Source organism: Stenotrophomonas sp. YJH_SMC_58 (genome assembly GCF_059369635.1).
The window spans coordinates 64,716-90,591 of the sequence record NZ_JCAFSW010000005.1; the positions used below are offsets into that span (position 1 = coordinate 64,716).

The following is a 25,876-nucleotide window of genomic DNA, read 5'->3' on the forward strand; positions in this document are numbered from 1 at the left end:
CACACTCTTCCCCATCCGGTCATCGTCGCGTAAAACTCGAAGGCGCACCCGCCAACGTCAGCCGAGGCCAGCCCTGTCCGTTCCGTCCCCCCTGATCCACCACGCGCCGGAGCCACCCGCGCCTGCGGACGCCTTCATCGCGTTCGTACGCGAGGAACGCGCGCCACTGTGCGCGTTCCTGCGCACACGGGGCGTCGGGCCGGAGGATGCAGAGGACATCGCGCAGGACTGCATGGAGCGGCTGATCCGCTATCGCGCGCACGGCACCGACGAACTGCGCCTGCTGCTGTATCGTATCGCGCGCAATCGCCTGGCCGATCGCGGCCGATCGCCGCAGTCGCGACCGCACCTGTCACTGGCCGAGCATGATGGTCACGACGAGCCCACCAGCCCGTCGCCGGACCCCTTGCGCCAGGCAGAGTCCGGGCAGATGTTGTCCCTGCTGCGGCAGGCCCTTTTCAAATTGCCCGAGCGTGCGCGCGAGGTGTACCTGCTCAACCGGATCACCGGCATGAGCTATACGCAGATCGCGCGGCACTGTGGAATTACAGCCAAGACCGTGGAAAAACACATCGCCCGCGCCCTGCAGGGCCTGCGCCAGGAGTTGGGACCGGATCCGCTCCACAACGACGGGGATACCGAATGAGCAGCCACCGGCACACGGAAGACGCCTCGCTGTTCGCACGCGCCAGCGCCTGGGTGGCGCGGTTGGAGGCCCCGGACTGCACCCCTGCCGAACGCGAGTCGTTCGAAGACTGGCTGGCTGAAGACCCTGCCCATGTCAAAGCCTGGGCGCAGGCCGAAGATCTTTTCCAGCAGGGCCAGGGCCTGGCTGCGGACCCATGGCTGCGGACGGCTGCGGCGCGTGCGGCACGGCCTGCCCGACGCCGCTGGCTGCCTGCTGCGGCCGCGGCCGCTGGTATCTGCCTGGCCATCGGCGTGGGCTGGATGGTAGCGGTGGATGGCAACCCAGCCCCGCAGCGCTTTGCCAATGACACGCATCAGGCGCAGCGGCTGACCCTGCCCGATGGCAGCGTAGCCATGCTCGATGCCGGCACGACGCTGCACGCACGCTTTGGCTGGCGCCACCGCGAGCTCGACCTCGAACGCGGCCGCGTGCAGTTGCAGGTCGCGCCATCGAACAAAGCACTGCAGCTGCGCGCCGGCACCAGCACCATCCGCGATATCGGCACCACCTTCCAGGTCGAGCGCCTGCACGATGGCCTGGTCGAGGTCGCGCTGCTGGAGGGTGCGGTGGAAGTCAGCAACGGCGCCGCCCAGCACACCCTGGGCCCTGGCCAGCAACTGCAGGTACTCCCCTCCGGGCGCATCCAGCCCGGTCCAACGCTGTCCTCCACGGCAGCCGCCGAGGGCTGGCTGCATGGGCAGCTGGTCTTCGATGCCACCCCGCTGTCGATCGTGGTCGAACGCATGAACCGCTATGGCCATGCACCGCTGGTGATCGCCGACCCGGAGATCACCGATCTGGCAGTCAGCGGCACGTTCCGCGCAGGCGACGCACAGGAGTTGCTGTCCGCGCTGGAACTTGGCTGGTCCATTGCTGGCCAGACGCGCCCGGATGGCGCGCTGGAACTGCGCCGCACGTACTGAGGAGGCCTGCGGTGATGGCAGGACCAGGCGCGCTGCAGTGGGGGCTGCTCCGCCCCCTGCTGTGCCTGGCGCTGCTGGTCGCCGCGCCGCCTGCCGCCCTCGCAGGCGATCCGGCTGCCACCCACGACTACCGCATCAACGCTGGCCCGTTGCCCTCGGCATTGCAGCAATGGGCACGGCAAAGCGGCATCGCTCTGGTGTTCGATGCCCGGGAACTGGCGGGGCTCCATGCCAACGGCACCCATGGCCAGGCCGATCCAGCATCGGCCCTGAAACAGCTGGTCGCCGGCATGCCGGTGACCATCCTTCGAACACCGTCCGGTGGCTTCGTGGTCCGCCGCATCCGCGTCGCGCCCGCCGTCGCGCCGCCGGTTCCGGCAACGGTGGCGCCGCGCCCGCGCATGCCCCCGCAGTCGCCCCCCCAGGTGGACCTGGCGCCGATCCATGTCACCGGCAGCCGGTTGCCGCGCACCTCCGTGCAGACCACCCTGCCGGTGACCACGATCGATCGCGCAGATATCCTGCGCAGTGGCTACGGCAGCCTGTTCGACCTGCTGCGACACCTGCCGGGCATGAACGGGCTGCCAGCGATGAGCAGCGCACGCAGTGGCGATTCGCAGTACCTGCCTGTCGGTGCGGCCGCCACCACCAGCCTGGATGGCATGGGACCGCGCGCCACCCTGTTCCTGGCCAATGGCCGGCGCCTGCCCCGTTATCCGATGGTGTCCCTGGAACAGGGCGGGCTCACCGACCTGGGCGGCATTCCACTCAGCTTTGTCGAACGCATCGAACTGGTGCGCGGCGGTGCTTCGGCCATCTACGGTGCCGATGCCATGTCCGGCGTGGTCAACATCATCCTCCGCGACCAGGCCGACGGTCCGGAGGCAACGCTGCAGACCGGTCTGAGCAGTCGTGGCGACGCCGGCCAGTACCGCGTGCAGGCCGCCACCGGAGGCCTGCGCGGGAGCGGCGACCGCTGGTTCGCAGGCATCGACCTGCATCGCGTCGATCACCTGGCGGGAGACCAGCGTGACTGGCACGCCGAGACGTCGCAGTACCTGATCGGCGCCTTCCGCGATGGCGACTACTGGCCCGCTACGCGCTGCGACGGACCATTGAAACGACGCAATGGCGCCTGCTGGTTCGACAGCTCGCGCCCTCGTTCGCTTCAACCGGCCTCCGATACCGCCTCGGCCTATCTGCGCTACCGGCATGAGCGTGGCCAGGGACGCTACGTCTATGCCGAAGCCCGCGCCAGCCACAACCGGCAGCGTTTCGATCTGGGCCCGACCGCCGTCGCCCTCGGCCTGTACGGCTACACCTTCAACAGCGTCCTGCGCGAAGCCGGCAATGTGCGTCCCCAGGTACGTGCCACCGACGCCGATCTCACCCTGGGCATCGGCCGGGACCAGGGCAGCCACAGCTGGGACGCCGGCATCAGCGCGCAGCGCAGCGACGTCACCCTGGCCACGCCGGGCACCGTGCGCGCCGAACCGTTCATCGAGGCGGCGCAGTCGCTCAGGTTCCTGCCAGGCTTCGATGCATTGCCCGCCGATGAAGCCACTTCGCTGTTCCCATCGATCCGCAACCGTGGACTTACCGAGCAGTGGCAGGGCTGGTGGGGCATACAGCGCGCATTGATGCCGATGCGGGGCGGCAATGCGCAGCTGGCTACCGGCATCGATCTGCGCCACGAACGCTGGACGTCGCACCCGGACACCCTGCTGAGCCAGGGCGATCTGGCACTGGGGCTGCCGCAGCAGCAGCGGCGCCTGTCGCGGCAGAGTGGCGGCGCGTATGCGGAACTGGGCCTGCCACTCACGTCGGAACTGCGCATGGACCTGGCCGCGCGCTGGGACTACGACGGCGACTACACGGCATTCTCGCCCCGTGCCGGCCTGCGCTGGACGCCAACACCGCACTGGTCGTTCCTGCTGGCCAGCGGCCGCGGCTATCGCGCGCCCAGCCTGTTCGAACAGCGCCGCCCGCCAGGACAGTTCGGCACCCTTACCCTGCCCGTCTCAAGCGCACTGCCACCTTGTGCACAGAGCGAGCCGGACGGCCGCTGCGTGGTCACTGCGGATGTGGAGGAGAACAACGCGCTCAAGGCCGAGAGCTCACGCAGCCATTCGCTGGCGGCGACCTGGTCACCCAGCGATGCGTTCTCGCTTTCGCTGACCCACAACATCGTCGAGCTGCGCAACGAGATCCTCGCGCTGCAGCCGACCGATGCCGTGTGGAACCGTGACACCTGGCAGTTGGATGAGGATGGCAACCTGAGCAGCCTCCGCCTGTCGTTCGACAATATCGGCCGCACCACTTCCCGCAACTGGGTGCTGCGTGGCGAATACCGGATCGACACCGGCAGCACCGGCCAGTGGTTGTTCTCGCTGGACGCGCTGAAGCAGCAGGAGCTGCGCCGCCGTCGGGACCACGAGCCGGCGATCGACCTGCGCGGGCATGTCACGCCCGAGATGGCGGCGGTCCTCAACGTGCAATGGCAGAACAGCAACTGGGACATCGCCCTGCGCGGCAACCAGGTGGGCCGCACCCGCGCATGGCTGCCCGGCGCCGAGTGCCCGCAGCGGCAGATCGAACAGAACCACTGCATGAATCCGCGCCAGCTGCGCTGGAACCTGCACCTGGCGCGCCGCCTGGGCACACGCGTCATCGCGGCGCTGGACGTGCACAACGTGCTTGATGCGCAACCGGTGAACTACCTGGTCGGCAATGGTGGGCAGATGCCGGGGCTGGACGATCCACTGGGTCGCTACTACCTGCTTACCCTGCAGTTCCGCTGAGCGTAGTACGCTACGCGGCCTGTTCCACCGGTCTGCCACCTTCCCCATGAAAGCCTATCTCTGGTTCTGGGGCGCGTTCCTGCTGTTCTTCGCGTTGCCCTTCCCCTGCATCCTCTATTTCGGAACCTCCTGGCCGGTGGCGCTGGCTGATCGCAGCGCGCCATGGCTGTCCCTGCTGCTGCTTGTGCTGTCGCTGGCTGCATGGCTCTCTCTGCTGTTCGCGTTCCTGCATTTCCTGCTGCTCGGCCCACCGCGCGCCCTGCATCGCGTCCGCTCGATCCTCGCCGATGGCGAACCGCGCGATGCGCTGATCGAACACGCTGAACAGACCGGCGTACAGGTGCGTGGCTTCGCGCAATGGAAACTGCAGCTGTCCTTCAAGAACCTGTCCGGCACGCCGATCCACGAACAGCTGCTGGTGGTCGACAGCAAGCCGCAACTGCAGCGCTTCGGCGTCGGCAGGCACGTCGATGCACGCCTGAGCCGGGTGCCGGGCGCGTTCCCGAACGTGGTACTGGACGGTGCCCAGCCCGAACTGGATGTCGCCAGCCTGTGGCGGCGAAGCATCGGCGCAGCGCTCTGCATCGTCCTGGTAGCCGCTGCCTATGTGGCGGCCTACCGGCTGCAGAGCGAGGGCCTTGGCTGGACCTTCCTGTCCTTCGGCCACCCGCTGCTGGTGTGCCCGCTGGTGCTGTGTGGGTACATGTTGGGGCTGCGCCTGCTTGGCCGCCTGCTGCAGGCTGATGCGCGCGGCGACGCGTTGAAGTACCGCGGCATCGGCGTGGAGGCCAGGGTGCTGAAGGTGCGTCAGACCGGCACCTACCTCAACGAACAGCCGCAGGTGGAGTTCCAGCTGGAGTACACCGATCGCGACGGCCGCGTGCAGCAGGTGAGCGTGCGCCGCTTCATCCCGCTGATCGATCTAGCCAACATCCCGCGCGAAAACGTGACCCTGCTGTACGACCCGGATGACCGTGGCAACGTGCGCCTGGAGGGCGTATGAAACAGCCGCCCTCCACCCACACCGTGTTCCTGGTACTGCTGCTGGTTCTGGCGGGCGTGGCCGTTGCCGGCGGCGCCCTGCAGACCATCAGCGAAACGCTGGGGCATTCGGTACAGCCGGACCGGTTGCCACCCTCCGTCCCGTCTCAGTCGCCGCGCGAGCAACCCGCATCGCTTGTGCCGTCCCCGGCCGCCTTCCCCGCGGCGAGTACCGCTGCGGCGCCCGAGCGCAACAATCGCCTGTTCGATGCGGACTACCTGCTGGCTGCCCGCCAGGCACTGGAGCAGCTGCCAGCACTGGCCGGACAGCGGTTGACGGTGTTCCACAGCATCCACTTCTATGACGATGGCCGCATCAACCTCGATCTGGTCGACCCGCAACAGCCGGGCCACGTCGACAGCTACCACTTCGAACGTGGCCAGTGGCGCAAGGGCAATCCGGTGAACCCGCAGCAGTTCGCGCCGACCATCAGCCTGCAGCGCAGCAGCACCCCCCTGGCCAGCATCGATTTCGAGGCCGTGTCGCGCGTGGCGCAGGCACTGCAGGAACAACGCAACGCGCTGCAGAACCCCGCATCCGAAGTCGGCCACGTCTACGTGATCGTGCGCAAAGGCGGCAAGCTGGTGTGGCTGCCGGATGACGTCGCCGGTGACCGCGAATCCGTGCGCCTGCAGTTCGATGCGCAGGGCACCCTGCGCGGCGTGAACCGCCGATAGGCTACAAAAAAAGGGGACGGAGGGGATTAAGTCGCATGTGCCTTGGTGCGGATTGCGACTTAATCCCCTCCGTCCCCTTTTTCTATTTCACCGAGCGGGCGATGGCGTACTGCGCGCCGTAGTACGTGGACAGCACCAGCAGGCTGGCCAGCGGCAGACCGCCGGCGAAGCGGTCCCAGGCCAGCAGTGAATCGCTGGCGACGAACAGCAGCGCACCGGCGGCCGCCCAGCGCGCGCTGCTGGCTTCCACGGCAGCGGGCTGTGGCCGGCACCACTGGCGTGCCAGTGCCAGCACCGCCATCGAGGCCAGCACCACCACATACGCCAGCACCGGAATGCGCATCGGTGCGGGCAGGTGCGGCCACAGGCCAAGTACGTTGAGCACGGCAAACGTCGCCAGCAGGACGCTGGCCGCCAACAGCCCACGCCCCGCACGCAGGCCGTCGCGGAAGGCGACGATATAGCAGAGGTGGGCCAGCAGGAACGCGACCAGGCCCGGTACGAACGCATCCATCGGCAGCATCAACGCGATGTCACCCACGCACGACAGCAGCATGCCGGCCAGCACCGCGCGTCGATAGAACGGCTGCGCGGGATCATGCAGGCGCCAGACGATGGCAGCGAGCAGCAGCGTGGTGGTCGGCTTGGCCAGCCAATGCAGCCAGCGCCCGTCACCGTGCAGGAACGCGCCGACGATGGCCAGGATCGCCATCAGCAGGATCACGCCATCGCGGGCGCGCGGCTTCATCGGGCCTTCCACAATTCTGCAAGGCGGTCAGGCTTGCCGGCGATACGCTCCAGCACCGGGTACTGCAGGCCACCGTGGTAGGCGATGCTCATCGTTTCGATGCGGTCGAACTGCTTCACCAGCAGCACGATCGGCGCCTTGTCCTTCCCTGCCGCAGCCACCGCGTCCTTCAAGCGCTGGCTGCTGTACTCACGGCCGCCAACCGCGATCACCTTCATGCCCGGTGCAAGACCGGCGTTGAACGCCGGGCTGTCCCAGATCACATCGCCGACCGTACCGCTGTCGAGCACGGTCGCGCCCAGCGAATAGGCGAGCAGTGCCGCCTTGGCGCGTTTTTCCTGTGCCTTGTAGGCGTCGTTCGGCGTATCGCGGTAGACCAGCTTCCAGCCTGCCAGCTCCAGGCCGCCGGTCAACGAACCGTGGCCGTCCAGGCGCCCGCGCAGGAACGTCGCCCAGTCGTACGGCGCGATGCCGTTCAAGGTCGCGACCACATCATCGAAGGTGTACGGGTTGACATCCCAGTCGCCATTGCCGACGCCGAAGAACGCACGCGCGAAGTCGTCCAGGCTGCGGCGGTTGCCGCTCAGTTCGCGCAGCTTGCCCTCCACTTCAAGCCACAACATCTGGCCGCCGGAGTAGTAGTCCTCGCTCATCTGGTAGTTGCGGTAGGGCAGCGTGCGGCGCTGGGCGATGGTCGGATCGTTGGTAGTGTCCTGCAGCGGCCGCCAGGCCAGGCCCGGTCGGCCACGGTCGTAGGTCGCGGCCACATTGGCCAGCATGTCGCGCGCCTGCGCGGTCGACCACAGCCCCGAACGCGCCGCCAGCACCTGGCCCCAGAACTGGGTCTGGCCCTCGTACACCCACAGCAGGCTGTCGCCCATCGGCACGTTGAAGTTGGCGGTGGCCAGGTCGGCGCCGCGACGGTACTTGCCGTTCCAGGAATGGGTGTACTCGTGCGGCAACAGATCGCGCATCCACGCGTTGCTGTCCCACTCGGTGAAGTAGCCCGGGTCAGCGCTGTTCTCGCTGGAACGGTGATGCTCCAGGCCGATGCCACCGAGGCGGTCGGTCAATGCCAGCAGGAACTCATAGTGGTTGTAGTGGCGCGCACCGTAAAGCTTGTCGGCCTGCTGCACCAGCGCGCGATGCATGGTGATCTGTGCCTCGCTCGGCTTCAGCGATTTGGCGTCGTCGGCAAACACATTGAGGTGCACCGGCACCTTCGCGCCCGGGTCGAGATCGATGCGCTGGTAGTGCTCGCCGGCGAACAAGGGCGAATCGACCAGATGGTCATACGAGATCGGCTTGAACACCACGGTGTCACCGTCGCGCCGCGCGGTTTCCAGCGCGGTTGCGAACGACCAGCCCCTGGGCAGGGTCACGCTGGCCTGCGCCTGCAGGTTGCGCGCATCGACGTCGGCCGGATACAGCGAATTGGCGTTCCACTGCAGGTTGAGCATTTCCGGGGTCATCACCACCCGGCCCTGGCTGCCGCCCTGCGAGGACAGGAAGTCGAAGTGGGCGACGATCTCGCTCACGCCCTCGGGCACGTTCACCTTGAACGCATAGACGTTGAACTGGTCACGCTGCCAGGCCAGCGGCTTGCCGTTGGCGGTCACGCGCAGGCCGGCCAACTTGTCGATCGGGCCGGTGGGCGAATGGTTGCCGGGAATCCACTGCGGGTACAGCAGGGTCATCGGGCCGGGCTTGGCCGGCACCGTAGCGGTCACCTTGAAGATGCGCCGGGCCAGATCGCGCGCGTCGACATCGATGCGCAGCAGGCCGGGGGCCTCAGCGTTCGCCGGTGGCGAGGTCTGCGCCAGTGCAGGCGTGGCCGCCAGCGCGAACAGCAACGACATCGCCAAGGCTCGGGTCTTCATCGGGCAGGTTCCAACAGCGGAGAATCTTCCGATGCTAGGCCTGTAACGTGCCCTGCCCCATGGCCAAAGGTCATGGGCGGGCCGCCCATCCTTGCGTGCGAAAAAGCGTGCGAACCAAGGTCCGCACCCACCATGTGCCGGCTCGCACCCACCGTGTGCAGGTTCGCACCCGCCAGAGCAGTTCCAGTAGATCCACGCCATGCGTGGATGAGGCGCTTCCCGGTCAGTCGACCAGGCGCAGGCGCAGTTCCTTCGGCAGCGCGAACACCATCGATTCCGGTTCGCCGTCCAGCTCGCCCACGCCGGTGGCGCCCAGTTCGGCCAGGCGCGCCAGCACGCCATCGACCAGCACCTGCGGTGCAGAGGCGCCGGCGGTCACGCCGATGTGCTGCTTGCCTGCCACCCATGCCGGGTCGATCTCGTGCGCGCCGTCGATCAGGTACGACTCCACGCCCTCACGGCGGGCCAGCTCGCTCAAGCGGTTGGAGTTGGAGCTGTTCGGCGAACCGACCACCAGCACCAGGTCGCAGCGCTTGGCCAGATCCCGCACGGCATCCTGGCGGTTCTGCGTGGCGTAGCAGATGTCGTCGTTCTTCGGGCCCTGCATCGCCGGGAAACGCTCGCGCAGCGCATCGATGATGCCGCGCGTGTCATCCACCGACAGCGTGGTCTGGGTGGTGTAGGCGAAGTTTTCCGGCTGGTTGATCTGCAGCGTGGCAACCTGCTCCACGTCTTCCACCAGGTAGATCTGGCCGGTGCCGGCTTCGCGGTTCCACTGGCCCATGGTGCCTTCCACCTCCGGGTGACCGGCGTGGCCGATCAGCACCACGTCACGGCCGGCACGGCAGTGGCGGGCGACTTCGAAGTGGACCTTGGTCACCAGCGGGCAGGTGGCGTCGAACACCTTCAGGCCACGGCGCTCGGCTTCCTGGCGCACGGCCTGGGACACGCCATGGGCGCTGAAGATCACCGTGTTGTTGTCCGGCACTTCGTCGAGTTCCTCGACGAAGATCGCCCCGCGCTGCTTCAGGTCGTCGACCACGAAGCGGTTGTGCACCACTTCATGGCGAACATAGATGGGCGCGCCCAGCGTTTCGATCGCGCGCTTGACGATCTCGATCGCACGATCGACACCGGCACAGAAACCACGCGGGTTGGCGAGCAGCACATCCATCAGTTCAATCTCCCGGCAGCGGCCGGCTTACGGTTTCGGATTGGCATTATCCGCCTTTTTGGCGGACTTGCCGTCGAACAGGCCAAACAGGGCGATGCCGATGGCACCCACCACGATGGCCGAGTCGGCGATGTTGAACGAGGGCCAGGTGTAGCTGCCCACGTACCACTGGATGAAGTCGACCACGTGGCCGTGCACCTGGCGGTCGATCACGTTGCCGATGGCGCCGCCGATGATGAGCGCATACGGCACCGCGGCCTTCCAGTTGCCGCGCGCGGTGCCGCGCAGCCACCACGCCATCAGGCCGCTGATGGCGATCGCCAGCGCGGTGAAGAAGTACTTCTGCCAGCCACCGGCGTCGCTCAGGAAACTGAACGCGGCGCCGGTGTTGTAGGTGCGGTACCAGTTCCAGAAGCCGTCGATGACCACCACCGGCTGGAACTCCGGCAGGCTCGACAGAACCCAGGCCTTGGACCACTGGTCCAGGCCGATGATGGCCGCCGACAGCAGCAGCCAGACCAGGGCGTTCGGATGCGGACGGGGCGCGGCCATCAGAACCAGCTCCGCACTTCGCCGGCGCCGGTCACGTTGCTCACGCAACGGCCGCACAGTTCCGGATGATCGGCGTTGCTGCCGACGTCGGCGCGGTGGTGCCAGCAGCGCACGCACTTGGCCTTGGTGGTCGGCTGGGCGCTGACGAACACCTCGTCGGTGGTCGCCGGGCGCACCTGCACGTCGCCACTGATGAACAGGAAGCGCAGTTCATCGGCCAGCGGCTGCCACTTCGCGGCCTGCTCCTCGTTGGCGGCAATGGTGATCTCCGCTTCCAGCGCGGCACCGATGGCGCCGTTGGCACGCATCGGCTCGAGCACCTTGGCCACCTGCTCGCGCACAGCCAGCAACTGGTCGAAGTCGGTGGCGTTGAGCTGGGCATCGGCCGGCAGCGGCGCCAGGCCGTCGTACCAGGTGGTGAACAGCACATGGCCGGCATGCTCGCCCGGCAGGTAGCCCCACAGCTCGTCGGCGGTGAAGGTCAGGATCGGCGCCACCCAGCGGGTGAACGCTTCGGCGATGTGGTACATCGCGCTCTGTGCCGAACGGCGACCGTGCGAATCGGTCGGCATCGTGTACAGGCGGTCCTTGGTCACGTCCAGGTACAGCGAGCCCAGGTCCACGCTGCAGAAGTTCAGCAGCAGCTGCACGATCTCGGCCATGTTGTAGCCGTCGTAGGCCGCCTTGATCTTCTCCTGCAGCTCCCACGCGCGATGCACGATCCAGCGGTCCAGCGCGACCATCTGGTCGAGCGGACGCAGGTGCTGGGCCGGATCGAAACCGTCCAGGTTGCCGAGCAGGAAGCGTGCGGTGTTGCGCAGGCGGCGGTAGGCATCGGCATTACGCTTGAGGATCTCCTGCGACAGCGACATCTCGTTGCTGTAGTCGGCCGAGGCGATCCACAGGCGCAGGATGTCCGCGCCCAGCTTGTTCATGATGTCCTGCGGCTCGATGCCGTTGCCCAGCGACTTGGACATCTTGCGGCCGTGCTCATCCACGGTGAAGCCGTGGGTCAGGCACTGCTTGTACGGGGCGCGCTTGTCGATCGCCACGCCGGTCAGCAGCGAGGACTGGAACCAGCCACGGTGCTGGTCGGAACCTTCCAGGTACAGGTCGGCCGGCTTGCCGAAGCCACGCGCGGCGAGCACGCCTTCATGGGTCACGCCCGAATCGAACCAGACGTCGAGGATGTCGGTGACCTTCTCGTAGTCGGCGGCTTCAGCGCCCAGCAGTTCGGCGGCATCCAGCGAGTACCACACGTCGATGCCTTCGGCTTCGACGCGGTCGGCGACCTGCTGCATCAGCTCCACCGAACGTGGATGGATCTCGCCGGTCTGCCGGTGGGTGAACAGTGCGATCGGCACGCCCCAGGTGCGCTGGCGCGAGATGGTCCAGTCCGGGCGACCGTCGACCATGCTCTGGATGCGCGCCTTGCCCCAGGTCGGGAACCAGCCCACGGTGTCGATGGCGGCCAGCGCATCGTTGCGCAGGTTGGCCTTGTCCATCGAAATGAACCACTGCGGGGTGGCGCGGAACACCACCGGCGTCTTGTGGCGCCAGCAGTGCGGGTAGCTGTGGCGGATCGGATGGAACGCCAGCAGCGCACCGTTGTCGCGCAGCACGCCGACGATGGCCTCCTGCGCCTTCCACAGGTGCTGGCCAGCCAGCACCACGTCACCGGCCGGCGGGGTCGATTCCAGGTACACGCCACGGCCGTCGATCGGGGTCACCTGGCCGGCGTTGTACTTGTCCAGCAGGCCGTACTTCTGGCTGACCACGAAGTCTTCCTGGCCGTGGCCGGGGGCGGTGTGCACCGCACCGGTACCGTCCTCGTCGGAGACGTGGTCGCCGTTGAGCACCAGGATCTCGCGCTCCGGGTAGAACGGGTGCGCCAGCAGCTGGTTCTCCAGCGCCGCACCGGTGGTTTCACCGTGCAGCACCACGTTTTCGACGCCATAGCGCTGCAGCGCGCGCTCGGCCAACGCCGCAGCCAGCACCAGCCAACGGCGCTTGCCGTGGTGCGCCGGGCCTTCGGCCAGCACGTAGGTGATCTCCGCGCCCAGCGACACCGCCAGCGAGGCCGGCAGCGTCCACGGGGTGGTGGTCCAGATCGGTACGGCCACGTCCACGTCGGCCGGCACGCTCACGCCGAACGCCTGGCCGATGGCCTGCGCATCGCGTGCGGCGTAGGCCACGTCGATCGCCGGCGATTCCTTTTCCTGGTACTCGATCTCGGCCTCGGCCAGCGCCGAGCCACAGTCGAAGCACCAGTACACCGGCTTGGCACCACGCACCAGGTGGCCGTTGGCCACGACCTTGGACAGCGCACGGATCTCGTTGGCTTCGAAGTCGAAGCTCAGGGTCTTGTACGGGTTGTCCCAGTCACCGGTCACGCCCAGGCGCTTGAAGTCCACGCGCTGGATGTTGATCTGCTCTTCGGCGAACTCGCGGCACTTCTGGCGGAATTCAACGGCGTCGAGCTTGGTGCCGACCTTGCCCCACTTCTTTTCCACCGCGATCTCGATCGGCAGGCCATGGCAGTCCCAGCCCGGCACGTAGGGCGCATCGAAGCCGGCCAGGTAGCGCGACTTGACGATGATGTCCTTCAGGATCTTGTTGACCGCGTGGCCCAGGTGGATGCGGCCGTTGGCGTACGGCGGGCCATCGTGCAGCACGAACAGCGGGCGGCCGGCGGCGTTGTCGCGCAGCTGCTGGTAGAGCCCCTGCTCTTCCCACCGCGCCAGAATGCCCGGCTCGCGCTTGGGCAGATCGCCGCGCATCGGGAATTCGGTGGCTGGCAGGTTCAGGGTGGTCTTGTAGTCCTGGCTCACGCAGTGGCTCGCAATCTATGTTCGGAAAGGATGGCGCGCGCCTGTTCGGCGTCGCGGTGCATCTGGTCGGTCAGCGCCGCCAGATCATTGAATTTCTCTTCGTCGCGCAGCTTGGCGACGAACTCCACATCGATGTGGCGCCCGTACAGGTCGCCCTGGAAATCGAACAGGTGGGCTTCCAGCAGCGGCTCCACGCCCTCCACCGTCGGGCGGGTGCCGAAGCTGGACACTGACGGCCACGGCTGGTCGAACACGCCATGCACCCAGGTCGCGTAGATGCCCGACAGCGCCGGGGTCTTCGGGAACCGCAGGTTGGCGGTGGGGAAGCCCAGCGTACGGCCGAGCTGGCGCCCGCGCACCACCCGGCCGCTGATCGCGTACGGACGGCCCAGCAGGTCGTTGGCACGGGCGAAGTCGCCCTGCTGCAGCAGCTGGCGGATGCGGGTGCTGGAAATGCGTTCGCCATGCAGGTCGACCGCTTCAATTTCGCCCGCAGTGAAACCCAGTTCGGCACCCATTTTCTGCAGCAGAGCCAGGTCGCCACGGCGGCGGTTGCCGAAGCAGAACTCTGGGCCGATCCAGACCTCACGCGCACTCAGGCGCTTGACCAGCAACTGGCGCACGAAGGCCTCGGCCGGCATCGCTGCCATCGCCGCGTCGAATCGCAGCAGGCCGACCGCATCGACACCGAGCTCGCGCAGGATCTCGACCTTGCTGCGCGCCAGGGTCAGCCGCGGCGGCGGTGTGCCCTGGGCGAAGAACTCACGCGGCAGCGGCTCGAACGCCACGGCCACGGCGGCCACGCCCAAGGCGCGCGCGCGGGCAACCGCGTGGCGGACCAGCGCACGATGGCCCAGGTGGAGGCCGTCGAATGCACCGATACAGACCACGCTTCCGTTGGGGAACAACCCCCCGCCCTCGACGCTTCTGAACAGCCTGCTCATCAACTCTCGTTCCGGCCCGACCGGGGCCGCCGCTTCAATGGTGTAACCCTGAAGTATAGCCGCCACAAGCCGCGATCAATGCCCACGCAGATCGCGCGGGCGGAAGCCCATCGCCAGCATGGCTACCGCGTAGGTGGCACCGCCACCGCCGACCAGCAGCGACAGGCTGCCGATCCGCTCCCACACGCTCATCGCCGAGAAGCCTGGCAGCCAGTGCAGCAGGGCCAGCAGCACACCAACCATGGCCGCACAGGCCAGCAGCAGTCGCAGCAGATAGCCGCCCCAGCCCGGCCGGCGCTGGTAGACGTCGGTCTTGCCCAGCCAGTACCACAGCAGGCCCAGGTTCAGGTAACTGGACAGTGCACTGGCAATGCCCAGCGCCAGATGCAGGCCCGGCTGCTTGCCGATGGCCGCCATCACGCCCTGCGCCTTCAGCTCGTCCGGCACCATGACCTGGTACAGCACCGCCAGCAGGGCGAAGTTGAACACCATGTTGGCCACCAGCGCGGCCACACCCGCGCGCACCGGGGTCTTGGTGTCCTGGCGTGCGTAGAACGCTGGCAACACCACCTTCAGCAGGGCGAACGCCGGCAGGCCGAAACTCAGGCCGTACACCGACAGCGCGGTCATGCGGGTATCGAAGGCACTGAACTGGCCGTGCTGGAAGATGGTCGCGATCAGCGGTTCGGCCAGCAGCAGCAGGCCCAGCATGGCCGGCACCGAGATCAGCAGGGTCATGCGCAGGCCCCAGTCCAGCGAGCGCGAGAAGCCTTCGCGGTCGGTGCTGACGTGGTGACGGGCCAGCGCCGGCAGGATCACCGTGCCCAGCGCCACGCCGAACACGCCCAGCGGCAGCTCCAGGAAGCGGTCGGCCAGCGACAGCCAGGACTGCGAGCCATCGGTCAGCTTGGCCGCGATGACGGTGTCCAGCAGCAGGTTGATCTGCGCCACCGAGGAGCCGAACAGGGTCGGCACCATCAGCGTCATCACCTTGCGCACGCCCGGATGGCTCCAGCCCCAGCGCGGCAGGGTCAGCAGGTTGATGCCCTTCAGCGAGGGCAGCTGGAACAGCAGCTGCAGGATGCCGGCAGCCAGTACCGCCCAGCCCAGCGCCAGGATCTGCTTTTCCGGGGTGCCGCCCAGCCGCGGGGCCAGCCACAGCGCGCCGGCGATCATGCACAGGTTGAGGATGACCGGGGTCAGCGCCGGCATGGCGAAGCGCTGGAAGCTGTTCAGCGCGCCGCCGGCCAGGGCGGTCAGCGACACGAACAACAGGAACGGGAAGGTCAGGCGGAACAGGTCGACCAGCAGGCCCTGCTTGACCGGATCGGTATCAACGCCACTGGAGAAGACCGAGGCCAGCTGCGGCGCGAAGATCAGCGCCAGCGCAGTGACCAGCATCAGCACCCCGCCCAGGGTGCCGGCGGTGCGGGCCATCAGTTCACGCAGCTCGGCGTGGCTGCGGGTCTCCTTCACTTCCGTGAACACGGGCACGAAAGCGGTGGCGAAAGAGCCTTCGGCGAACAAACGCCGCAGGAAATTGGGTACCCTGAAGGCGACCCAGAAAGCATCAGTGATGGCGTTGGTGCCGAACGTGGTGGTCACCACGAAGTCCCGGACAAGTCCGAGAACGCGCGAGACCATGGTCATGCTGCTGAACGACAGCAGGCCCCGCAACAACTTGGGTGAACTCACTCAGCGTCCCTCTTGACAATCGACTTGACGTGCATTTCTTACGCCATCATACTAGCTAGCTTGCTGTTCCCATAACACCGATTTTTTCAGGAAACCACCACCGTGGCCAATATCAAGTCCGCCAAGAAGCGCGCCAAGCAGACCGTCGTGCGCAACGCGCGCAACGTGGCTCAGCGCTCGATGCTGCGCACCGCTGTCAAGAAAGTGATCAAGGCGCTGGACGCCAACGATGCCGCCGGCGCCGAAGCCGCCTTCGCCGTTGCCCAGCCGATCCTGGATCGCTTCAGCGCGCGTGGCCTGATCCACAAGAACAAGGCTGCTCGCCACAAGAGCCGCCTGAACGACCGCATCAAGGCCCTCAAGGCCGCCTGATCCGGCGTTGCCGCCCTGCCCTTAGGGGCCGGGCAGCAGACAAGAACCCGGCCCCGGCCGGGTTTTTTGTTGCCAGCGATCCACGGGGTCCGCGCGATCCGGTAGTGCCGGCCGCTGGCCGGCAACCCCGAGGAATGCCGGCCAGCGGCCGGCACTACCGGGGAACAAAAAAAACCCGGCCAAAGCCGGGTTTTTCGCATGGAACCACAACAGCATTACTGCGCGTCGCGGGCTTCCTGCTCTTCTTCCTTCTGGCGATCGAAGAAGGCCATGATCCGGCTCATGATCGGGAAGGTGCCTTCGCGACCCAGCGCGGAGACCAGGAACCACGGCTCCTTCCAGCCCAGGTCGGCGACGATCTGCTCGGCCGCAGCCTTCGCTTCATCCTCGAACATCAGGTCAGCCTTGTTCAGCACCAGCCAGCGCGGCTTCTGCAGCAGTTCCGGATCGTGCTTTTCCAGCTCGCGCTCGATGGCGCGCACCTGCTCGACCGGGGAAATACCTTCCACCCCACCCTCCATCGGCGAGATGTCCACCAGGTGCAGCAGCAGGCGGGTGCGCTGCAGGTGGCGCAGGAACTGCGCACCCAGGCCGGCACCGTCGGCCGCGCCTTCGATCAGGCCCGGGATGTCGGCGATCACGAAGCTGCGGTAGTTTTCCACCTTCACCACACCCAGGTTCGGGTACAGCGTGGTGAACGGGTAATCGGCCACCTTCGGCGTCGCCGCCGAAACGGCACGGATCAGGGTGCTCTTGCCGGCGTTGGGGAAGCCCAGCAGGCCGACGTCGGCCAGCAGCTTCAGCTCCAGCTTCAGCGTGCGCTCCTCACCCGGCTCGCCCGGCAGCGCCTGGCGCGGCGAGCGGTTGGTCGAGCTCTTGAAGTGCATGTTGCCCAGGCCACCGCGGCCGCCCTTGGCCACCAGCAGGCGGTCGCCGTGCTGGGTCAGGTCGCCGATGACTTCATCGGTGGCAACGTTGATCACCACGGTGCCGACCGGCACGGTGATGGTCAGGTCTTCGCCGCCCTTGCCGTAGGCCTGGCGGCCCATGCCGTTCTCGCCACGCTGCGCCTTGAAGATGCGGTCATGGCGGAAGTCGACCAGGGTATTCAGGTTTTCGTCGGCGCGGATGTACACGCTGCCGCCCGCACCGCCGTCGCCGCCGTCCGGGCCGCCGAGCGGAATGAACTTCTCGCGACGGAAGCCAATGCAGCCGTTGCCGCCGTTGCCGGCGAACACTTCGATTTCTGCTTCGTCTACCAGTTTCATTGTTTCGATGCCTGCGATGGGCGCGGCCTGCCGGCCGCCACCTTGAATGTTATGCCTGCCGATGGCCGGCAGCCCGGCCTGGCCGGTCTTGCTTCAACTCTAACGAAAAGCCCCGCCGAAGCGGGGCTCTTCATGCAGCACCCCCATGCCGAGGCACGGGCGCCGGCGATGCCTGGATCAGGCGTCGGCCGAGACGATGCTGACGGTGCGACGCTTCTTGGCGCCCTTGACCGAGAACTCCACCTTGCCGTCCACGAGGGCGAACAGGGTGTGGTCACGGCCCAGGCCAACGCCGGTGCCCGGGTGGAACTGGGTGCCGCGCTGACGCACGATGATGTTGCCGGCTTCGATGGCCTGGCCGCCGAAGATCTTGACGCCCAGGTACTTCGGGTTGGAGTCGCGACCGTTGCGCGAGGAGCCTACGCCCTTTTTATGTGCCATGACTGCTTCTCCTGATGCTTAGCCGGCGATGCCGGTGATCTCGATTTCGGTGTAGTACTGACGGTGACCCTGACGCTTCATGTGGTGCTTGCGGCGACGGAACTTGATGATCCGGACCTTGTCAGCACGACCCTGGGACAGGACCTTGGCGGTGACGGCAGCGCCCTTCAGCGCATCGCCCAGCTTCACGCCGTCGCTGTCACCCAGCATCAGGATGTTGTCAAACTTGATCTCGCTGCCGACTTCGACTTCGAGCTTTTCAATGCGGAGCTTCTCGCCCTGCGCCACGCGGTATTGCTTACCGCCGGTGACCAGTACTGCGTACATGACCAGGCCTTCCTCTGTAGTTATTGTGGTCTGAGCTGCCGCCATCGAGGGCGGACAGGAGCGGAATTGTACGCAGATCAGCGGGCGCGGGTCAAGTCAACCCCTGAACGTCGAAGGAGACGGCACCGGAAAGGGGTCAGAACCCTTTTCACGCCGTCAGCCAGGGATCTGACCCCTGGCTGACGGCCTGTCTCACAAGGTGAGACACCGGGCTGGCATTGTCGCCCATTGCCCCCATCTGGTCACCTCGGTAGGCTGACCGATTGCCGTTCCCTGCTGGCCCGGCACCCAGCCAACGCCCCCACAACCGGATCCCCCATGGCGATGGATTTCATCCGCATCCGCGGCGCGCGGACGCACAACCTGAAGAACCTCGACCTCGACCTGCCCCGCGACAAGCTGATCGTGATCACCGGCCTGTCCGGCTCGGGCAAGTCCTCGCTGGCGTTCGACACCATCTATGCAGAAGGCCAGCGCCGCTATGTCGAGTCGTTGTCGGCCTATGCGCGCCAGTTCCTGAGCGTGATGGAAAAGCCGGACCTGGACCACATCGAAGGCCTGTCCCCGGCCATCTCGATCGAGCAGAAGTCGACCTCGCACAACCCGCGTTCGACCGTCGGCACGATCACCGAGATCTACGACTACCTGCGCCTGCTGTACGCCCGCGTCGGCACCCCGCGCTGCCCGGACCACGGCTATCCGCTGGAAGCGCAGACGGTCAGCCAGATGGTCGACCAGGTGCTGACGCTGGACCCGGAACAGCGCTACATGCTGCTGGCGCCGGTCATCCGCGACCGCAAGGGCGAGCATGCGCAGGTGTTCGACCAGCTGCGTGCGCAGGGCTTCGTCCGTGTGCGCGTGGACGGCGAGCTGCATGAAATCGACGCGGTGCCGCCGCTGGCACTGCGCCAGAAGCACACCATCGAGGCGGTGATCGACCGCTTCCGCCCGCGCGAGGACATCAAGCAGCGCCTGGCCGAGAGCTTCGAGACCGCGCTGAAGCTGGGCGACGGCATGGCCTCGGTGCAGAGCCTGGACAACACCGAAACCGCGCCGACGCTGTTCTCCTCCAAGTATTCCTGCCCGGTCTGCGATTACTCGCTGCCGGAGCTGGAACCGCGCCTGTTCTCGTTCAACGCACCGATGGGCGCCTGCCCCGGCTGCGATGGCCTGGGCATGGCCGAGTTCTTCGACCCCTCGCGCGTGGTGGTGCATCCCGAACTGTCGCTGGCCGCCGGTGCGGTGCGCGGCTGGGATCGTCGCAACGCCTATTACTTCCAGCTGATCGCCTCGCTGGCCAAGCACTACAGGTTCGACGTCGACGCGGCGTGGAACTCGCTGCCGGCCAAGGTGCAGCAGGCCGTGCTGTACGGCAGCGGCGACGAAGCGATCACCTTCACCTACTTCACCGAAGCCGGTGGCCGCACCCAGCGCAAGCACCGCTTCGAGGGCATCATTCCCAACCTCGAACGCCGCTACAAGGAAACCGAGTCGCCGGCGGTGCGCGAAGAACTGTCCAAGTACATCAGCGAGCAGCCGTGCCCGGAATGCCACGGCGCGCGCCTGAACAAGGCGGCTCGCAACGTGTTCGTGGCCGACCGCCCGCTGCCGGACCTGGTGGTGCTGCCGATCGACGAGGCGCTGAAGTTCTTCAGCGAACTGAGCCTGCCGGGCTGGCGTGGCGAAATCGCCGCGAAGATCGTCAAGGAAATCGGCGAACGCCTCGGCTTCCTGGTCGACGTCGGCCTGGATTACCTGACCCTGGAGCGCAAGGCCGACACCCTGTCCGGTGGCGAGGCACAGCGCATCCGCCTGGCCAGCCAGATCGGCGCCGGCCTGGTCGGCGTGATGTACGTGCTCGACGAGCCGTCCATCGGCCTGCACCAGCGCGACAACGAACGCCTGCTCGGCACCCTCACCCGCCTGCGCGACCTGGGCAACACGGTGATCGTGGTGGAGCATGACGAGGATGCGATCCGCCTGGCCGACTACGTGCTGGACATCGGCCCGGGCGCGGGCGTGCACGGCGGCGAGATCGTCGGCCAGGGCACCCTGCAGGACATCCTGGAAGCCCCACGCTCGCTGACCGGCCAGTACCTGTCCGGCAAGCGCGCGATCGAGATTCCGGCGCGCCGGCACAAACCGAACCCGAAGATGACCCTGCACCTGCGCGGGGCCAGCGGCAACAACCTGAAGGGCGTGGACCTGGCGATCCCGTCGGGCCTGCTGACCTGCGTGACCGGCGTGTCCGGCTCGGGCAAATCGACCCTGATCAACGACACCCTGTTCTCGCTGGCCGCCAACGAGATCAACGGTTCCTCGCACCCGATCGCCCCGTACAAGGAGATCGATGGCCTGGACCTGTTCGACAAGGTGGTGGACATCGACCAGTCGCCGATCGGCCGCACCCCGCGTTCCAACCCGGCCACTTACACCGGCCTGTTCACTCCACTGCGCGAACTGTTCGCACAGGTGCCTGAAGCGCGCGCGCGTGGCTATTCGCCGGGCCGCTTCAGCTTCAACGTGCGCGGCGGCCGCTGCGAAGCCTGCCAGGGCGACGGCCTGATCAAGGTCGAGATGCACTTCCTGCCGGACGTGTACGTGCCGTGCGATGTCTGCCATGGCAAGCGCTACAACCGCGAAACGCTGGAGATCCTGTACAAGGGCTTCAACATCAACGACGTGCTGGAAATGACCGTCGAGGATGCGCTGAAGCTGTTCGAGCCGGTGCCGTCGATCGCGCGCAAGCTGGAAACGCTGGTCGACGTCGGCCTGAGCTACATCAAGCTGGGCCAGAGCGCGACCACGCTGTCTGGTGGTGAAGCGCAGCGCGTGAAGCTGTCCAAGGAACTGTCGCGCCGCGATACCGGCCGCACCCTGTACATCCTCGACGAGCCGACCACCGGCCTGCACTTCCACGACATCGAAGCGCTGCTGGGCGTGCTGCACAAGCTGCGCGACGAGGGCAACACGGTGGTGGTGATCGAGCACAACCTGGACGTGATCAAGACCGCCGACTGGATCGTCGATCTGGGCCCGGAAGGCGGGCATCGCGGTGGCACCATCCTGGTCACCGGCACGCCGGAAGACGTGGCGGCCTGCCCGCAGTCGTACACCGGCCAGTTCCTGGCCCGCATGCTGCCATCCACCAGCGCGCGCCCGGAACAGCCGGCCGCCGTGGCCAACAAGCCCGATGCCCGCCCGCCGCGCAAGGTGAAGCCTGAGAAGCCGGCCAAGGTGGCGAAGAAGGCGGTGGCTGCCAAGAGCACCGGCAAGGCCAGCAAGAGCACGACCAAGAAGAAGGACGCCTGATGAGCAGCGAACACAAGATCCTGGCCCGCATCCCGATCAGCGTGCGCTGGCGTGACATGGACAGCATGGGCCACGTCAACAACGCCAAGTACATTTCCTACCTGGAGGAAGCGCGCGTGCGCTGGATGCTGGGCGTGGACGGCGTATCGATGACCGACCGCATCGCACCGGTGGTGGCCGCGACCAACGTCAATTACCGGCTGCCGATCGTGTGGCCCAACGACATCGTGGTCGAACTGTTCGTCGAGCGCCTGGGCAACAGCAGCGTGACCATCGGCCACCGCATCGTCGATCAGCAGGACGATTCGAAGCTGTATTCCGATGGCAACGTGGTGGTGGTCTGGATGGATACCCAGACCGGCAAGAGCGCACCGCTGCCGGAGGCGATCCGCAGCGCCTCTACCTGACGCGCCCTGGTGGGTGCCGACCTTGGTCGGCACGCTTTGGCTGCAATGAGGTTGCCGGCCAGCGGCCGGCACGACCGACACTGATCAAAGGACTGACATGATCCACAAGACCGAACTGCGCGACCTGCTGCCCGGCATGGTCCCCTTCCCCACCGACGTCTTTCCCGCCGACCAGGCCTGGCTCGGCCAGCACCTGCTGCCGCTGCTGAAGATCGACCTGGGCGTGCTGCGCCCGGAACTGGCTGGCCAGGTGGCAACGATGCTGTGCCCGATCGAGCCGTACGACGGCTGCATCGGCGAGACCACCGAAGACCACCACAACGATTTCACCGGCACCAACTGGATCGCCTTCGAACTGACCGCCGGCAACCAGATGCGCTTCCTCGGCAACGAGGGCTATTTCATCGGCGATGCGGTACAGGACAAGGACGCACAGGAACACATCGCGCAGATGCGCGAGAGCTACGCCAAGGCCCGCGACTACCATGCCACGCACGGTCGTCTCGCCTGCTACTCGCGCTACGGCAAGGGTGAGGCCAGCGAGCGCGATTATCTGGATACGCTGGGTGGCCCCATTGGTTTCGGCAACTGGACCGAGACCGCGGAGATTCCCGCAGCCTTCGAACTGGGCTTCACCGAGGCGGCCGATGACCCCAACGCTGCGGACGATGCCGAAACGGTGATCATCACCCGCAATGGCAACAAATTCTTCGCCGTGGCCGACGTAGCCGGCTACAACTGGTGCGCCACCGGTGCCGACGCGATCGTGATGCTGTACGAGCCGGTCAGCCGCACGGTGCTGTTCTCTTACGACTGGTCGTAAGCCTGTTTGGTAGTGCCGGCCGCTGGCCGGCATACCGAGTTGCCGGCCAGCGGCCGGCACTGCCATCCCGCTACGGCGCGGCCTTGCGCACGGTCAACGTCGCACTCGCTTCGCTACCACCTTCCAGCTGCAGCCGCAGCGGCAGCACCTGCCCTTCCTTCAACGCACCCTTGCCCTGCATCAGCATCAGGTGCAGGCCACCGGGTTTGAGCTCGGCACGCGCGCCGGCTGCCAGCGGCAGGCGCTCGATCGCGCGCATCCGGCTGACCCCGTCGACAATCGTGGTCTCGTGCAGCGACACATCACCGAAGCTGCTGCTGGTCGCGCCGGTGATCGCCATCGCCTTGCTGCAGCCGTTGTGGATGACGCCGTAGCCGGCGGTCATCGGCATTGCCGGATTCGGAGGCAACCGCGCCCAGCCCTGCTCCACCGTGACGCACGCCGGTTCGGCGGCCGAGGCCGATGCTGCGGTCGCACACAGGACCCACAGTACGCCAACGAATGGTTTGGTTATCATCGCCCAGGTTCCTTCTTCGCAACGAGACCGCAGCATGACGACGCTCATCGAGGTGATCAACCATGGCCCCATCCGCGAACTGCGCCTGGCACGGCCGCCGGTCAACGCACTGGACACCGAACTGTGCCGGCAGTTGATCCATGCCATCGAGCTGGCCATGGCCGAAGACGCGCATGGCATCGTGCTGTCTGGCAGCGAGCGCGTCTTCACCGGCGGCATGGACGTGCCGCACCTGCTCTCGCATGGCGATGACAAGCACAAGTTGTTGGACACCTGGAACGCCTTCTTTGGCGCCGTGCGCACGCTGGCCGAGAGCCGCATTCCGGTGGTCGCGGCGATCACCGGCCACGCCCCGGCGGGTGGCTGCGTGCTGGCCCTGTGCTGCGACTACCGGGTGATGGCGCGCAGCGCCGATCCGTCGCGGCCGTATGCCATCGGCCTGAACGAAGTGCAGGTCGGCCTGATCGCGCCGGAGGGCATCCAGCGCCTGCTGCGCCGTGCGGTGGGCGTGCACCGCGCCGGCGTGCTGCTGACCACCGGTTCGCTGGTGCCGGCCGAACAGGCGCTGCAGATCGGCCTGGTGGATGAGCTGGCCGAGGGAGACCTGGTGGTGGCACGCGCCATTGCCTGGCTGCAGAACCTGCTCAAGCAGCCGCGCCAACCGATGCTGCTGACCCGCGCCATCGCCCGCGCCGACCTGCATGAGGCGCTGCACCCGGACCTGATCCAGCTGGCCCGCTTCGTCGAGGCCTGGTTCGCCCCGGATGCGCAGAACGCGCTGCAGGCCCTGGTGGCCCGGCTGGGCAAGTAAACGGTAGTGCCGGGCGCTGGCCGGCAACCAGGCAATCCTTCCGGGACGCCTGTGGTTGCCGGCCAGCGGCCGGCACTACCGATGATGGGCTGGCCTGCACCGGTATAATCGGGGCCTCTTCACTGCTGTGGCCGCCCCCCTTGAACGACACGCCCGAACCCGTCGTCTCCGAGCTGATCGACCTGCTCACGCTGGAGCGGCTGGAGGACAACCTGTTCCGCGGGCAGAGCCGCGACATCGGCACCAAGTACGTGTTCGGCGGGCAGGTGCTGGGCCAGGCGCTGGCCGCAGCGCAGGCCACGGTCGACAATGGCCGCCACGTGCACTCGCTGCACGCCTACTTCCTGCGCGCCGGCAACATCGACCACCCGATCGTCTACGACGTGGACCGCACCCGCGATGGCGGCAGCTTCTCGGTGCGCCGGGTCACCGCGATCCAGCACGGCAAGGTGATCTTCTTCTGCGCGGCCTCGTTCCAGCAGGCCGAAACCGGCGCCGAGCACCAGCACAAGATGCCCGAAGTGCCGCAGCCGGAAGACATCGAACCGAACCGTCCGCTGCCGGCCGAAGTGCTGGAGCGGCTGCCGATCAAGGTACAGCGCTGGCTGTCGCGCGGTGGCCCGTTCGAGTTCCGCCACGTGTACCCGCGCGACGAACTGAACCCACCCAAGCGCCCGCCCTACCACCAGGTGTGGCTGCGCCTGAGCGAACCGGTGGGCGATGCGCCGGAGCTGCACCAGGCGCTGCTGGCCTACGCCTCCGACTTCCACCTGCTGGGCACGGCGACCTTCCCGCACGGTATCAGCTACTACCACCCGCACGTGCAGATGGCCTCGCTCGACCACGCCATCTGGTTCCACCGCCCGTTCCGCGCCGACGACTGGCTGCTGTATTCGCTGGACAGCCCCAGCGCGCAGGATTCGCGCGGCCTGGCCCGCGGCCAGTTCTTCACCCGCAATGGCGTGCTGGTGGCCAGCACCGCGCAGGAAGGCCTGATCCGCGTCGTTCCCGACCAGGCCACGGCCGCTGCCGTGCCAGCCAAGGAGTAACCCCATGCGCCAGATCTTCAGCAGCCAGCGCGTGGAAACCGTCGAAGGCGTGGCCGAGCTCCTGCGCGAGCATGGCATCGACGTCAAGGTGACCAACGGGCGCTCGTACAAGACCCGCCGCCGCGGTCAGTTCAGCTATACCGACCTGGGCAACGCCAACGCCTATCCGGCGGTGTGGATCGTACGCGCCGACGACCAGCCGCGCGCGCGTGAAATCCTGCGCGAGGCGCGCCTGCTCGACACCACCCGTCGCGACCACCCGACCGCCGAGTTCGCCTTCCGCGCGCCGGAACCGGGTAGCGGCGGCCGCAGCTGGGCCTGGCGCATCCGCATCGCCCTGCTGGTGGTGATCGCCGGCGTGGCGCTGGTGATCGGCCTGCGCCATCGTGGTGCCCCGGCACCGGTCGCACCGGCCCCTGCCCCGCAGGCCCAGCCGCAGCGGGCACAGCCGGCACCGCAGGCCGCGCCGGAAGAGGAAGAAGTGCGGGTCCGCATCCAGCCCTCCAAGTAACGCACGGGTAGTGCCGGCCGCTGGCCGGCACTACCGCACAGAAAGTCGGTCACATTGGGCGCGCGGCTCCGTCATGGGACACA

Annotated in this window: 23 protein-coding genes; 12 read left to right on the forward strand and 11 right to left on the reverse strand. The window is 67.0% G+C overall.

The genetic code is table 11. The features are described 5' to 3' along the window. Nucleotides 1-136 precede the first annotated feature (136 nt). From AC5P68_RS08635 to AC5P68_RS08655, 5 genes are read left to right on the forward strand one after another with little or no spacing between them, the layout of a single operon-like run. Nucleotides 137-646, forward strand: coding sequence for an RNA polymerase sigma factor (locus tag AC5P68_RS08635; protein WP_080052359.1), 510 nt, complete (start codon nt 137-139; stop codon nt 644-646). Beyond that, entirely contained in the window at nt 643-1,611 is a 969-nt protein-coding gene (locus tag AC5P68_RS08640) for a FecR family protein (RefSeq protein ID WP_111173106.1), read from the forward strand. The genes AC5P68_RS08635 and AC5P68_RS08640 overlap by 4 nt, the downstream gene beginning before the upstream one ends. Before the next feature lie 14 nt (nt 1,612-1,625). After that, complete coding sequence (locus AC5P68_RS08645) at nt 1,626-4,412, forward strand: TonB-dependent receptor domain-containing protein (RefSeq protein ID WP_414497941.1); 2,787 nt, start codon at nt 1,626-1,628, stop codon at nt 4,410-4,412. Nucleotides 4,413-4,458: 46 nt separating this feature from the next. Beyond that, entirely contained in the window at nt 4,459-5,415 is a 957-nt protein-coding gene (locus AC5P68_RS08650) for a hypothetical protein (protein WP_414497940.1), read from the forward strand. Then, nucleotides 5,412-6,131 carry a hypothetical protein gene (locus tag AC5P68_RS08655; RefSeq protein WP_414497939.1) on the forward strand — a complete coding sequence of 240 codons (720 nt, stop codon included), beginning with the start codon at nt 5,412-5,414 and terminating at the stop codon, nt 6,129-6,131. Before AC5P68_RS08650 ends, AC5P68_RS08655 begins: the two co-directional genes overlap by 4 nt. 82 nt (nt 6,132-6,213) lie before the next feature. Here AC5P68_RS08655 and AC5P68_RS08660 read toward each other — a convergent pair whose 3' ends face one another. From AC5P68_RS08660 to murJ, 7 genes are all read right to left on the reverse strand, one after another. After that, nucleotides 6,214-6,879 (reverse strand): lysoplasmalogenase, encoded by a 666-nt coding sequence (locus AC5P68_RS08660; protein WP_414497938.1) that lies wholly within the window; start codon nt 6,877-6,879, stop codon nt 6,214-6,216. Further along, entirely contained in the window at nt 6,876-8,759 is a 1,884-nt protein-coding gene (locus AC5P68_RS08665; RefSeq protein ID WP_414497937.1) for a M61 family metallopeptidase, read from the reverse strand. The genes AC5P68_RS08660 and AC5P68_RS08665 overlap by 4 nt, the downstream gene beginning before the upstream one ends. 223 nt (nt 8,760-8,982) lie before the next feature. Continuing rightward, nucleotides 8,983-9,933 carry a 4-hydroxy-3-methylbut-2-enyl diphosphate reductase gene (ispH, locus tag AC5P68_RS08670; protein ID WP_005408565.1) on the reverse strand — a complete coding sequence of 317 codons (951 nt, stop codon included), beginning with the start codon at nt 9,931-9,933 and terminating at the stop codon, nt 8,983-8,985. A 27-nt stretch (nt 9,934-9,960) separates the two neighbouring features. Continuing rightward, complete coding sequence (lspA, locus tag AC5P68_RS08675; protein ID WP_005408564.1) at nt 9,961-10,485, reverse strand: signal peptidase II; 525 nt, start codon at nt 10,483-10,485, stop codon at nt 9,961-9,963. Then, on the reverse strand, nt 10,485-13,316 hold the full coding sequence (ileS, locus tag AC5P68_RS08680; protein ID WP_495216948.1) for an isoleucine--tRNA ligase: 2,832 nt from the start codon (nt 13,314-13,316) through the stop codon (nt 10,485-10,487). Before ileS ends, lspA begins: the two co-directional genes overlap by 1 nt. Then, entirely contained in the window at nt 13,313-14,260 is a 948-nt protein-coding gene (locus AC5P68_RS08685; RefSeq protein WP_049404718.1) for a bifunctional riboflavin kinase/FAD synthetase, read from the reverse strand. The genes ileS and AC5P68_RS08685 overlap by 4 nt, the downstream gene beginning before the upstream one ends. Before the next feature lie 75 nt (nt 14,261-14,335). Beyond that, nucleotides 14,336-15,940: a murein biosynthesis integral membrane protein MurJ gene (murJ, locus tag AC5P68_RS08690; protein WP_032965638.1), complete on the reverse strand. Its 1,605-nt coding sequence runs from the start codon at nt 15,938-15,940 to the stop codon at nt 14,336-14,338. A 117-nt stretch (nt 15,941-16,057) separates the two neighbouring features. Here murJ and rpsT point away from each other — a divergent pair, with 117 nt between their 5' ends. Beyond that, a complete protein-coding gene (rpsT, locus tag AC5P68_RS08695; RefSeq protein ID WP_005408560.1) occupies nt 16,058-16,327 on the forward strand; it encodes a 30S ribosomal protein S20 in 270 nt (89 codons plus the stop codon). 215 nt (nt 16,328-16,542) lie between these two features. Here rpsT and cgtA read toward each other — a convergent pair whose 3' ends face one another. The 3 genes from cgtA to rplU all read right to left on the reverse strand — a co-directional run bounded on the left by cgtA (nt 16,543) and on the right by rplU (nt 18,363). After that, nucleotides 16,543-17,595: an Obg family GTPase CgtA gene (gene cgtA / locus AC5P68_RS08700; RefSeq protein WP_164208177.1), complete on the reverse strand. Its 1,053-nt coding sequence runs from the start codon at nt 17,593-17,595 to the stop codon at nt 16,543-16,545. A 177-nt stretch (nt 17,596-17,772) separates the two neighbouring features. Next, nucleotides 17,773-18,036 carry a 50S ribosomal protein L27 gene (gene rpmA / locus AC5P68_RS08705; RefSeq protein ID WP_005408558.1) on the reverse strand — a complete coding sequence of 88 codons (264 nt, stop codon included), beginning with the start codon at nt 18,034-18,036 and terminating at the stop codon, nt 17,773-17,775. 18 nt (nt 18,037-18,054) lie between these two features. Beyond that, the gene (rplU, locus tag AC5P68_RS08710; protein ID WP_005408557.1) at nt 18,055-18,363 is read right to left on the reverse strand and encodes a 50S ribosomal protein L21; all 309 of its coding nucleotides are present in this window, start codon (nt 18,361-18,363) and stop codon (nt 18,055-18,057) included. Nucleotides 18,364-18,681: 318 nt separating this feature from the next. Between rplU and uvrA the strand changes: the two genes are divergently transcribed. The 3 genes from uvrA (at nt 18,682) to AC5P68_RS08725 (ending at nt 22,905) form a co-directional block, all read left to right on the forward strand. Then, a complete protein-coding gene (gene uvrA / locus AC5P68_RS08715; RefSeq protein ID WP_024957497.1) occupies nt 18,682-21,675 on the forward strand; it encodes an excinuclease ABC subunit UvrA in 2,994 nt (997 codons plus the stop codon). Then, complete coding sequence (locus AC5P68_RS08720; protein WP_033833359.1) at nt 21,675-22,082, forward strand: acyl-CoA thioesterase; 408 nt, start codon at nt 21,675-21,677, stop codon at nt 22,080-22,082. Before uvrA ends, AC5P68_RS08720 begins: the two co-directional genes overlap by 1 nt. 97 nt (nt 22,083-22,179) lie before the next feature. Continuing rightward, complete coding sequence (locus AC5P68_RS08725) at nt 22,180-22,905, forward strand: hypothetical protein (protein WP_033833358.1); 726 nt, start codon at nt 22,180-22,182, stop codon at nt 22,903-22,905. A gap of 70 nt (nt 22,906-22,975) precedes the next feature. Here the strand turns inward: AC5P68_RS08725 and AC5P68_RS08730 are convergent, their stop codons facing one another. Further along, nucleotides 22,976-23,422 (reverse strand): copper chaperone PCu(A)C, encoded by a 447-nt coding sequence (locus tag AC5P68_RS08730; RefSeq protein WP_033833357.1) that lies wholly within the window; start codon nt 23,420-23,422, stop codon nt 22,976-22,978. A gap of 34 nt (nt 23,423-23,456) precedes the next feature. On the opposite strand from AC5P68_RS08730, the gene AC5P68_RS08735 reads away from it, so the two are divergent. The 3 genes from AC5P68_RS08735 to AC5P68_RS08745 all read left to right on the forward strand — a co-directional run bounded on the left by AC5P68_RS08735 (nt 23,457) and on the right by AC5P68_RS08745 (nt 25,793). Continuing rightward, nucleotides 23,457-24,233 (forward strand): enoyl-CoA hydratase/isomerase family protein, encoded by a 777-nt coding sequence (locus AC5P68_RS08735; RefSeq protein ID WP_033833356.1) that lies wholly within the window; start codon nt 23,457-23,459, stop codon nt 24,231-24,233. Nucleotides 24,234-24,373: 140 nt separating this feature from the next. Continuing rightward, a complete protein-coding gene (tesB, locus tag AC5P68_RS08740) occupies nt 24,374-25,282 on the forward strand; it encodes an acyl-CoA thioesterase II (RefSeq protein ID WP_033833355.1) in 909 nt (302 codons plus the stop codon). A gap of 4 nt (nt 25,283-25,286) precedes the next feature. After that, a complete protein-coding gene (locus tag AC5P68_RS08745; protein ID WP_495216952.1) occupies nt 25,287-25,793 on the forward strand; it encodes a pathogenicity-like protein in 507 nt (168 codons plus the stop codon). The last annotated feature ends 83 nt before the right edge of the window (nt 25,794-25,876 follow it).

Bases quoted from the DNA above. Each gene is read 5' to 3' on its own strand.
- AC5P68_RS08720 (WP_033833359.1), top strand. From the start codon at position 21,675: ATGAGCAGCGAACACAAGATCCTGGCCCGCATCCCGATCAGCGTGCGC.
- AC5P68_RS08745 (WP_495216952.1), top strand. From the start codon at position 25,287: ATGCGCCAGATCTTCAGCAGCCAGCGCGTGGAAACCGTCGAAGGCGTG.
- AC5P68_RS08665 (WP_414497937.1), bottom strand. From the start codon at position 8,759: ATGAAGACCCGAGCCTTGGCGATGTCGTTGCTGTTCGCGCTGGCGGCC.
- lspA (WP_005408564.1), bottom strand. From the start codon at position 10,485: ATGGCCGCGCCCCGTCCGCATCCGAACGCCCTGGTCTGGCTGCTGCTG.
- cgtA (WP_164208177.1), bottom strand. From the start codon at position 17,595: ATGAAACTGGTAGACGAAGCAGAAATCGAAGTGTTCGCCGGCAACGGC.
- AC5P68_RS08730 (WP_033833357.1), bottom strand. From the start codon at position 23,422: ATGATAACCAAACCATTCGTTGGCGTACTGTGGGTCCTGTGTGCGACC.
- AC5P68_RS08685 (WP_049404718.1), bottom strand. From the start codon at position 14,260: ATGAGCAGGCTGTTCAGAAGCGTCGAGGGCGGGGGGTTGTTCCCCAAC.
- AC5P68_RS08660 (WP_414497938.1), bottom strand. From the start codon at position 6,879: ATGAAGCCGCGCGCCCGCGATGGCGTGATCCTGCTGATGGCGATCCTG.
- ispH (WP_005408565.1), bottom strand. From the start codon at position 9,933: ATGGATGTGCTGCTCGCCAACCCGCGTGGTTTCTGTGCCGGTGTCGAT.
- AC5P68_RS08725 (WP_033833358.1), top strand. From the start codon at position 22,180: ATGATCCACAAGACCGAACTGCGCGACCTGCTGCCCGGCATGGTCCCC.
- rpmA (WP_005408558.1), bottom strand. From the start codon at position 18,036: ATGGCACATAAAAAGGGCGTAGGCTCCTCGCGCAACGGTCGCGACTCC.
- AC5P68_RS08655 (WP_414497939.1), top strand. From the start codon at position 5,412: ATGAAACAGCCGCCCTCCACCCACACCGTGTTCCTGGTACTGCTGCTG.
- rplU (WP_005408557.1), bottom strand. From the start codon at position 18,363: ATGTACGCAGTACTGGTCACCGGCGGTAAGCAATACCGCGTGGCGCAG.
- AC5P68_RS08640 (WP_111173106.1), top strand. From the start codon at position 643: ATGAGCAGCCACCGGCACACGGAAGACGCCTCGCTGTTCGCACGCGCC.
- AC5P68_RS08645 (WP_414497941.1), top strand. From the start codon at position 1,626: ATGGCAGGACCAGGCGCGCTGCAGTGGGGGCTGCTCCGCCCCCTGCTG.
- AC5P68_RS08735 (WP_033833356.1), top strand. From the start codon at position 23,457: ATGACGACGCTCATCGAGGTGATCAACCATGGCCCCATCCGCGAACTG.
- uvrA (WP_024957497.1), top strand. From the start codon at position 18,682: ATGGCGATGGATTTCATCCGCATCCGCGGCGCGCGGACGCACAACCTG.
- AC5P68_RS08650 (WP_414497940.1), top strand. From the start codon at position 4,459: ATGAAAGCCTATCTCTGGTTCTGGGGCGCGTTCCTGCTGTTCTTCGCG.